Source organism: Geodermatophilus sp. SYSU D00684, assembly GCF_054050455.1.
This window is the reverse complement of sequence record NZ_JBJGZI010000053.1, coordinates 1-8,533: the sequence shown is the minus strand read 5'-3', so window position 1 is coordinate 8,533 and position 8,533 is coordinate 1. Positions and strand designations below refer to the sequence as shown.

Annotated in this window: 7 protein-coding genes; all 7 read right to left on the bottom strand. The window is 78.2% G+C overall.

What is annotated here, in order from left to right; genetic code table 11:
* Window positions 1–348: 348 nt before the first annotated feature.
* Window positions 349–1,584, bottom strand: a complete 1,236-nt coding sequence (locus tag ACI79L_RS23735; protein ID WP_456939159.1) for an O-antigen ligase family protein — start codon at window positions 1,582–1,584, stop codon at window positions 349–351.
* A complete protein-coding gene (locus tag ACI79L_RS23730; RefSeq protein WP_456939158.1) occupies window positions 1,581–2,840 on the bottom strand; it encodes a hypothetical protein in 1,260 nt (419 codons plus the stop codon). The genes ACI79L_RS23735 and ACI79L_RS23730 overlap by 4 nt, the downstream gene beginning before the upstream one ends.
* 9 nt (window positions 2,841–2,849) lie before the next feature.
* A complete protein-coding gene (locus ACI79L_RS23725) occupies window positions 2,850–4,967 on the bottom strand; it encodes an acyltransferase family protein (protein WP_456939157.1) in 2,118 nt (705 codons plus the stop codon).
* Window positions 4,964–5,746, bottom strand: coding sequence for a polysaccharide deacetylase family protein (locus tag ACI79L_RS23720; RefSeq protein ID WP_456939156.1), 783 nt, complete (start codon window positions 5,744–5,746; stop codon window positions 4,964–4,966). The genes ACI79L_RS23725 and ACI79L_RS23720 overlap by 4 nt, the downstream gene beginning before the upstream one ends.
* Window positions 5,743–6,192, bottom strand: coding sequence for an adenylyltransferase/cytidyltransferase family protein (locus ACI79L_RS23715; protein WP_456939155.1), 450 nt, complete (start codon window positions 6,190–6,192; stop codon window positions 5,743–5,745). Before ACI79L_RS23715 ends, ACI79L_RS23720 begins: the two co-directional genes overlap by 4 nt.
* An 82-nt stretch (window positions 6,193–6,274) precedes the next feature.
* On the bottom strand, window positions 6,275–7,444 hold the full coding sequence (locus tag ACI79L_RS23710) for a glycosyltransferase (protein WP_456939154.1): 1,170 nt from the start codon (window positions 7,442–7,444) through the stop codon (window positions 6,275–6,277).
* Window positions 7,441–8,214 (bottom strand): CDP-alcohol phosphatidyltransferase family protein, encoded by a 774-nt coding sequence (locus ACI79L_RS23705; RefSeq protein WP_456939153.1) that lies wholly within the window; start codon window positions 8,212–8,214, stop codon window positions 7,441–7,443. Before ACI79L_RS23705 ends, ACI79L_RS23710 begins: the two co-directional genes overlap by 4 nt.
* Window positions 8,215–8,533: the final 319 nt, after the last annotated feature.

The following is an 8,533-nucleotide window of genomic DNA, read 5'->3' as shown; positions in this document are numbered from 1 at the left end:
CGGACGACCCTCCCGGTCGCGGGGCGGGGCCGTTCCCGTGGGTCCCCACCGCGGACGCCGGCGCGGGCCTGCACGACGGAACCGCCACCGGCCGGGCGGTCCGCACCGGGGAGCCCTCGAGGCCCGGCACGGCCCCGGGGGCGGAGGCTCCGCGTCCCCGGTGAGGGACAGCTCCATGGGCACCCGTGACCGGTGCCGGGTCCGGGTCCCGGGGTGCGGACCGTGCGGGCCGGGGCCGGCCCCTGGGGCTGTCCGCCGGCGGCGTGCACCGTGCCCGGGACGCCGACGACCCGCCCTCCGCGGCGGAGGGCGGGTCGGGAGGTGCGGTGGCCGGCGGACCGTCAGGCGCTACGCGGGGACCTCGGGCTCCTCGGCCCGCAGCCGCTCCCCGGAGCCGCCCTCCGCCAGCAGCGAGACCGCCGTGAACAGCAGGAACGCCACGCTCGCGTCGAACAGCCCGCTCTCCAGCACGCTGCGGCCGAGCAGGAAGACCAGCAGGCCCAGGAACAGGACCCGGTGCGCGCGCGGCGCCCGCAGCACCCCCCGCAGGCTCCAGAGCACCCAGCCGCCGGCGAGGAGCACGCCGGCCCAGCCGGCCTGCACGAGCAGCGAGACCCAGCTGCTGTCCAGCGGCTGGGTGTCCCAGTACTGCCCCTGGACGCGGATGATCTTGACCGAGAGGCCGCCGCCGAAGGCGGTCTGCCACTGGGAGTCGGCCCAGGTCAGCGCGGCCCGCCAGGCGATGAAGCGCGAGCCGAGGGTGCTGGTGCCGTCGCCGCCGCGGGAGACGAACCCGGCCACGGCCCCGGTGGAGACCACCGTGACGGCCGCGGCCCCGGCCAGCACCAGGCCGCCGACGACGAGGCCGACCCGGGGGCGCCGGATGTGCAGCGCCATGGCGGCCACCCCGAGCAGGAGCATGAGCAGGGCGGTGCGCGAGCCGGTCGCCCACACGACGCCGGAGAGGACCACCGCGGTGAGCGCGGCCGGCACCCCGGCCCGGCCGACCACCGTGCGCCAGGCGACGTAGAGGACGCCGATCGAGGCCAGCAGCGCCAGCTCGTTGGGGTCGATGGCGGGCACGCCGCCGGCCAGCCGGCCGTCGTCGGAGGTGGGCAGGCCGGTGGCGGCGGCGACGAGCGCCACCGCCACGCAGGACCGCACGACCGCCGTCAGCACGTCCACCGCGGACACCGCCCGCAGCAGGAGGAGGACGGTGGCGGCCAGCAGGGCGACGCGCACCGCCACGACTCCCCCGGCGACCAGGTGGCCCGCGGTGAGCGCGCCCAGGACCGTGCACGCCAGCAGCAGCCCCAGCCACCACACCGTCCCGGTCCCCACCCGCCGGCGCGGGCCGGCCTGGGCGAGGAGGAAGGCCAGGGCCAGGGCCAGGACGCTGACGCACGCCTTCGCCACGACGACGGGGTCGAGCGAGCCGGTGAAGTACTCGCCGCGGCGCCACCCGACGCTGCCGACGACGACGAGCAGCGCGGTGAGGGTCACCAGGGCCCGCGACCGGGCGCGCGGCGGGACCGCGGACGGCCGGCGGTCGGGCCGGACCGGCGCGGGGACGACCGCGGTCACCGGGCGACCGCCCCGGCCGCCGCCCGCGGCTCGGGGGAGGCGGCGCGCTCCGCGCGGACCTGCGGCACGAGCAGCGTCCGGCGCACGGCGACGGCGGCCAGCGCCGGTCCGAGCGCCAGGGCCAGGGGACTCCACGGCACGGCGCCGTCGGCGGTCGTCACCAGCAGCGCGACGGCGGCCAGCGACCCGAGCTCGACCGCGCGCAGCGCGAGCACCCGCCGCTGGCGCCCGTGGACCGACGCCAGGCTCGCGTACGGGAGCAGCGCGGCGGCGGCCGCGGCGTACACGCCCCAGCCGGCCACCGCGCCCGCCGGCACGTCGTAGCCCCCGCCGGTGAGCAGCGGCCCCGCCCACGGCAGCGCGACGACGGCGAGCACGCCCAGCAGGCCGACCAGGACCGCGAGGCCGGCGGCGGCGCGGTCGGCGGCGGCGAGGCCGGCGCGCGCGCCCCGCGGGCGCAGCGCGACGAAATGCGGCAGCAGGAAGGACCCGAGCCCGGCGACGAGGACCATCGCCGGGGCGGTGTAGACCCGCGCGGCCTCCAGGGGGCCGTAGGCCGCGGCGCCGGCCACGCCGACGACGAGCAGCCGGAGCAGCGTGAGCTGCGCCGGGCGGATCGTCTGCGCCGCCGCCCGCCACACGCCGAAGGCGGCGACGGCCCCCAGCGCCGGGCGCCGCCACGGGCCGTGCGGCCGCTCCCCGGCCGGCAGCAGCGCCCAGGCGAGCAGCGCCGCGCCGGTCTGGCCGGCGAGCAGGGCGGCGACGAAGGAGGCGAGGGTGAGCTCCCCGGCGGACCGCGCGAGCACGAGGGTGGCCAGCGAGAGGACGAGGGCGGTGCCGTCGACGGCCGGCAGCGACCAGAACCGGCCGGCGGCCATGAGCAGCCGGCGGAGCGCGTCCTCGACGACGAAGGCGACGACGGCGGGCCCGGCGAGCAGCGCCGCCCACAGCGGCAGCGCCCCGCTGACGACGGCGAGCAGGCAGCCGGCCGCGCCGGCGGCGCCCGCGACCAGCACCCCGCCCACGTGCAGGCCCGCGCGGATCCCGGGGTCGTGCCGGTCCAGCACGGTGAGCGAGTCGCCGACCAGGCCGCTGGACACGGCCGTGGCCAGGACGAGCGCGCCGTAGGCGAGCGAGAAGACCGCCAGCCCCGCGGCGCCCAGCTCCCGCGCGGCCGCGACCTGCAGGACGAGGCCGGCCAGCGCCTGCGTGCCCTGCCCCGCGAGGGCCCCGGCGGCGCGGCCGCGCAGTCCCACGCCGGCCGCCTACGCGGTCCCGAGGACGGCCGCCCCGACCTCGGGGGCGATCCGCTCGGCGTACTCGGCGGTCATGTGCAGCCCGTCGGCGTAGACGGGGGTGGACCCGACGACGGCCGGGCACAGGTCGTCGACGCAGAACCAGCGCTCCGGGTCGACGAACGTGGCCCCGGTGGCCTCCGCCACGTCCTCCTCGACGGCCACCTGCTGCATGAACCGCCGCGGCGGCTCCTGCACGCAGTCCGCCGGGGTGCTGACCGTGGTCGCGCAGGTCTGCAGGTTCGCGCCGGAGGGCGGGCCGGTCAGCACGACGACACGCGCGCCGGACTGCTGGATCCGCTGCACCACCGAGGTCATCCCCTGCTCCCAGACGGCCGCCTTGTCGGCGTCGGGGTCGGCGAGCCGGGTGTCGTAGGTGTGGCTGAGGACGACGAGCTCGGGCCGCGTGCGGTCGATGAGGTCCAGGGCCCACTCCCGGTGCTCGGCGCACTCGGTGAACGGCCGGCCCTGGTAGAGGGTCACCGCGTCCACGTTCGGGCACTGGCCCATGGTCAGCGTCCGGATCGACCAGCCCTGCGGCTCCATGGCCGCCCGGAGCCCGGGCAGCCAGGCGCCCGCGACCGAGTCGCCGAGCAGCACCGCGGAGTGCCGCGCGCCGGGGTCGCCGAACACGCACCGGTCGGCGTTCCAGTCGCCGACGTCGAAGCACCCGCCGCTCCACTGCTCCTCGAGGTAGCCGGGGAGCTCGTCGAGGGCCGGCTGCAGGTCCGCGGGCCAGGCCACGAGGGCGGCCGACGCCCGGAGGTCGCGGGTCAGCGGGTCCCCCTCGGTGGCCGCCTGCGCCGCGGCGCCGGCCGCGGCCACCGCCTGCGCGTCCAGCCGGCCGGGCGGGAACGCCACGGTCAGCCCGGCACCGCCGACGACGAGCACGGTCGCCGTCGCGGCCGCGACCAGCCGGCCCCGGCGGCGCACGGCGGCGGCGCGGTGCTGCGGCCCCGGCGGCCGCCCGCCGGGCAGCAGCCAGCCCGAGTGCAGCACCGGCTGCTCGATCGCCGCGTACGAGACCGTGGCCAGGACCAGGGACACGACGATCGCGACGACCGCGGTGGTCACCGTCCCGGCGCCGAGGACGGCGGCGGTGAAGACCACGACCGGCCAGTGCCACAGGTAGAGCGAGTACGAGATCCGGCCGAGGAACCGGGCCGGGACGCTGCCCAGCACCCAGCGGGTGCCGGGGCCGCCGGGCGCCTCGCCGAACGCCACGAGCAGGACGGTCGAGAGGACCGGCAGCGCGGCGACGGAGCCCGGGAAGGGGTCGGCCGAGGTGATCACCGTCGCCGACGCCAGGACGCCGAGCAGCCCCGCCCAGGCCAGCGCGGCACGGAGCGCGCCGGGCAGCCGGCGCAGCTGCGTCGCCGTGACGGCGACCAGGGCGCCGGCCCCGAGCTCCCAGGCGCGGGTGAACGTCGAGAAGTACGCGGTCGCCGGCGAGACGGCGCTGGCGTGCACCGACCACAGGAACGACGCCGCGACCACGGCGAGGAAGGCCGCGGCCAGCAGCGGCCGCGCGGAGCGGCCCCGTCCGGCGACGGCCACCACGAGCAGGATCAGCAGCGGCCAGGCCAGGTAGAACTGCTCCTCGACCGCGAGCGACCAGAAGTGCTGCACCGGCGAGGGCGCCGCCGTCTGCTGGAAGTAGTCGGTGCCCTGCTGCGCGAAGTGCACGTTGGCGCCGAACGCCAGCGCCCAGGCCGCGTCGGTCAGGGTCTCCTGGAAGCGGCCGCCGAGGAACAGCAGCCAGGCCGCCAGCGACGTCGCGGCCAGCGTCGCCACCGCGGCGGGCATCAGCCGGCGGGCGCGCCGCACGTAGAAGGCGCGGAAGGAGATCCGCCCGGTCCGCTCGCGCTCCCGGACCAGCAGCCCGGTGATGAGGAACCCGGAGATCACGAAGAAGACGTCGACCCCGACGAACCCCCCGGAGGGCCGGCCGAGGACGTGGTCGAGCAGCACCAGGCCGACGGCGACGGCGCGCAGGCCCTCGACGTCGGCGCGGAAGCGGTGCGGCTGTGCCGCCGGGCGCTCCTCCCGCGGCTGCTGCCCGGTGGGCCGCTCGGCGGTGAGGGTCACCGGTCGGCCCCGGCGACCGGGGCGGCCGGGCGGGCGGCGTCGCGGGCGACGGCGCGGCGCAGCCGCACGGAGTGCCGGACCAGGCGGGCGGCAAGGTGCGCCCGGGTGTCCCGGGGGCCGACGTAGCAGCGCGGCAGGGTGACGCGGTCGCCCGGCTCGTAGTCGCCGGTCACGCAGGCGTGGTCGTAGCCCGCGGCCCGGACGGCGTCGGCCGCGGCGGCGTCGTAGGCGCCGTAGGGGTAGCAGAAGCCGGGCACCTCGGTCTGGAGGACGTCCTCCAGCACGCGCCGGCTCTCCCCCACCTCGGCGGCGAGCACCGCCGGGTCGGCACCGGCGAGGCGGGCGTGGGTCAGCGTGTGGCTGCCGACCTCCTGGCCGGCGGCGGCCACCGCGCGCAGCTGGCCGGCGTCCATGAGCCGGAACCGCGGGCCGGTGTCCCAGTCGTTGGTGCCGCCGAGCAGGCCGGCGACGGCGTAGACGGTGCCGGTCATGCCGTGCCGCTGCAGCACCGGGACGGCGTGCTCGAGGAAGTCGGTGTAGCCGTCGTCGAAGGTGAGGCCGACCAGGCCGGCGGCGGCGCCGCGGTCGGTGGCCCGCACCAGCTCGGCGAGCGACACCCCGCGCAGGCCCAGCCGGCGCAGGAACGACAGTTGCCGGTCCAGCCGGGCGGGGTGCACCCGCAGGCGGTGCGGGTCGGGTTCGGTCGACGGGCTGATCGAGTGGTACATCAGCACCGGCGGCAGGGGCAGGCGCGCCCCCGCGCCGTGGGCGGCGGTCACCGGAGGACGCCGCCGTCGACCGCCGTCTGGGCGTCGAGGGCCGCGAGCGCGCGCCGCAGCACGGTGCTCGAGGTGTGCATCGTGTACGGGAAGTACCGGACCTCCACCCCGACGGCGGAGAAGTCGCGCTCGAGCCGCTCGCCCTTGGGGGTGCCGCGCCAGTCGTCGCCCTTGAAGATCACGTCGAAGCCGACCTCGCGCCAGGTGTCGATCTTGTCCGGGACGACCTCGGCGTGCACGTCGTCCACGCAGCGCAGGTTGCGCACGATCTCCAGGCGCTCGCGCAGCGGGATCACCGGCAGCCGGCCCTTGGTGAGCAGCAGCATCTCGTCGGACACCACGCCCGCGATCAGCCGGTCACAGTGCGCCGCGGCGTGCCTGAGGATGTTCAGGTGGCCGATGTGGAACAGGTCGTAGGCGCCCGGCGCGTAGCCGATCACGGTCATGGCGAGATCCCCCTGGTGACGTTCGCTGCCCCGCGAGTGCACAGCGCGGGCTGACCGACCGTCATCACCCGTGCGGGTCCCGTCACCCGAAGGGAGGGGCGGCGACCGGCGCCGGGACCGCCGCGGCGGGCGCGCCGACCGCGGCCAGCAGCTCGGCGGTGAACCGCTCGGGGGTGTGCCGGCGGCGGGCCTCGGCGGCGCCGGCCAGCGCGGCGGCGCGGGCGGCGGGCCAGTCGGCCGCCACCCGGGCGACGGCGTCGGCCCACGCCTCCGGCCGGCCGGGCGCGACGGCCTGCACGCCGGGGTAGCCGTCGACGGCCTCCCGCAGCCCGCTGTGCGCGCTCACCACGAGCGGGCGGGCGGCGAGCACGGCCTCCACCGCGGTGTTGCCGAAGGACTCGTCCCCCACCGAGGGCACGAGGACGACGTCGGCGTCGGCCAGGTGCGGCCACACGTCGGCGCGGAAGCCGGCGAAGGCGACCCGCTCCCCCAGCCCGGCGGCGGCCACGGTCGCCCGCAGCTCCGCCTCGAACCACTCGTAGCCGGGGAACACCGAGCCGAGCAGGGTGAGGGAGGCGTCGACGCCGCGGTCGAGCAGGTCCCGCAGCGCGGCGACGGCGACCTGCGGGCCCTTGCGCGGCGAGAGCCGGCCGACGTAGAGCAGCCGCACCGGGCCGCCGAGGACCGCGCGCGGGGGCACGACCTCCTCCGGCGCGCGGACGACGTTGTGCACGACCGTGCCGCGCCGGCCGAGCCGCGGGGACACCTCGGCCATCGTGTCCAGGGTGAACCGGCTGTTGGTGACCACGCGGTCGGACAGGGCCGGGCACAGCGCCATCCCCCGCCGCAGCAGCCGGGGCGCCGAGCGCTCGGCCTCGTGCACGTGGTCGACCGAGCGCCGGCCGGCCAGCCGCGCCAGCAGGGGCCACGACGGCAGGGTCAGCGTGCTGACGTACACGCCGGCGGGGTGCGCGCGCAGCAGCCGCAGCGCGGGCCGCGCGCCCCGGACGGCGTCGGCGACCAGCCGCAGGAACCCGCGCGGGCGCAGCGCGGAGTTGCGCAGCACCGGCATGGGGCACAGCTCGACCCGCAGCCCGCGCGCCTCCAGCTCGGCGACCAGCGGGCCGGGCCCGGGCAGGGCGACGGTGACGTCGAAACGGGTGGCCAGCGCGGTCGCCGACTCCAGCAGCATCCGGTCGGCGCCGTAGAGCTCCGCGCCGGGGTGCGCCACGAGCAGCCGCGGGCGGCTCATCGCGGCAGCCGGCCCATCTCCCGGAACCACTTGACCGAGGCCAGCGCGAGGAACCCGGCCGCGGCGAGGAAGAGGACGGTGTAGACCGGCACGAACACCGCGGTCCACCCGTACAGCACGAAGGTGCAGGCCAGCAGGCCGTAGTCGGTCGGCAGCGTCAGCAGGGAGCGGCCGACGCCCACCCGCTGGGCGGTCGGCTGGGCGCGGGTGGCGACGCCGTGCTGCGCGCGCAGCGCCTCGTTGAGCATGGTGCCGAAGTAGGTGACCGCGTCGACGACGCAGTAGCCGAGCGGGACCAGGAGCAGCACCGGGTCGACGTCGGTGAACCGGTACAGCCCGACCAGCACGGCCAGGTGCAGGCTCGAGGCCTTGGCGGCGTCGACCATGTGGTCGAGCCACTCCCCCGCCGGCGAGCCGCCGCCGCGCAGGCGGGCGAGCTGGCCGTCGGCGGCGTCGAGCGCGTAGCCGAGGACGAGGCAGGCGGCGACGGCCAGTGCCGTCGGCACCGACGGCGGCGCGAGCGCGAGCAGCGCGATGCCGGCGGCGGTGGTCGCGCCGCTCACCGCGGTGACGGCGTTCGGCGTGAGCCCGGCGTGGAACGCCAGGGCGGCGAACACCCGGCCCAGCCTGCGGTTGACGAAGCGCGAGTAGGCCGGTGCGCCGGCCGCGCCCTTCTGCGCGGAGGACAGCCGGCGCAGCGTCGCGCGCAGGCTCTCGTCGCCGGGCCGTCCCGGACGCGGGACGACGAGCGTGGCGCTGGAGTGGTCCACCGGGGGGCCTCCGTGGTTCTGCGACCGGGACCGGTCGGGGACGCCGGCACGGGGGCGCGGCGTCGTGGCTGCCCAGCAGCATCACCGGCCCGGTGGGCGCGCCGGGAGGGCTGCGCGGACACCCTCACCCGCAGGGGGCAGGGCCGCGCGGTCCCCCCTCCGAGGAGCGAGGCCCGTCACCGGGGGTGACGGGCCTCTGTCGGACGGAGGGTCGGGGGGGGGGGGGGGGGGGGGGGGGGGGGGGGGGGGGGGCGGGGGGGGGGGGGGGGGGGGGGGGGGGGGCGGGGATGCGGTGCGTAGTCTGATCTCGGCTGCGGCG

What these genes read in the sequence shown, in the direction of transcription:
- ACI79L_RS23715 (WP_456939155.1), bottom strand. Translation starts at nt 6,192, where the DNA reads ATGACCGTGATCGGCTACGCGCCGGGCGCCTACGACCTGTTCCACATC.
- ACI79L_RS23710 (WP_456939154.1), bottom strand. Translation starts at nt 7,444, where the DNA reads ATGAGCCGCCCGCGGCTGCTCGTGGCGCACCCCGGCGCGGAGCTCTAC.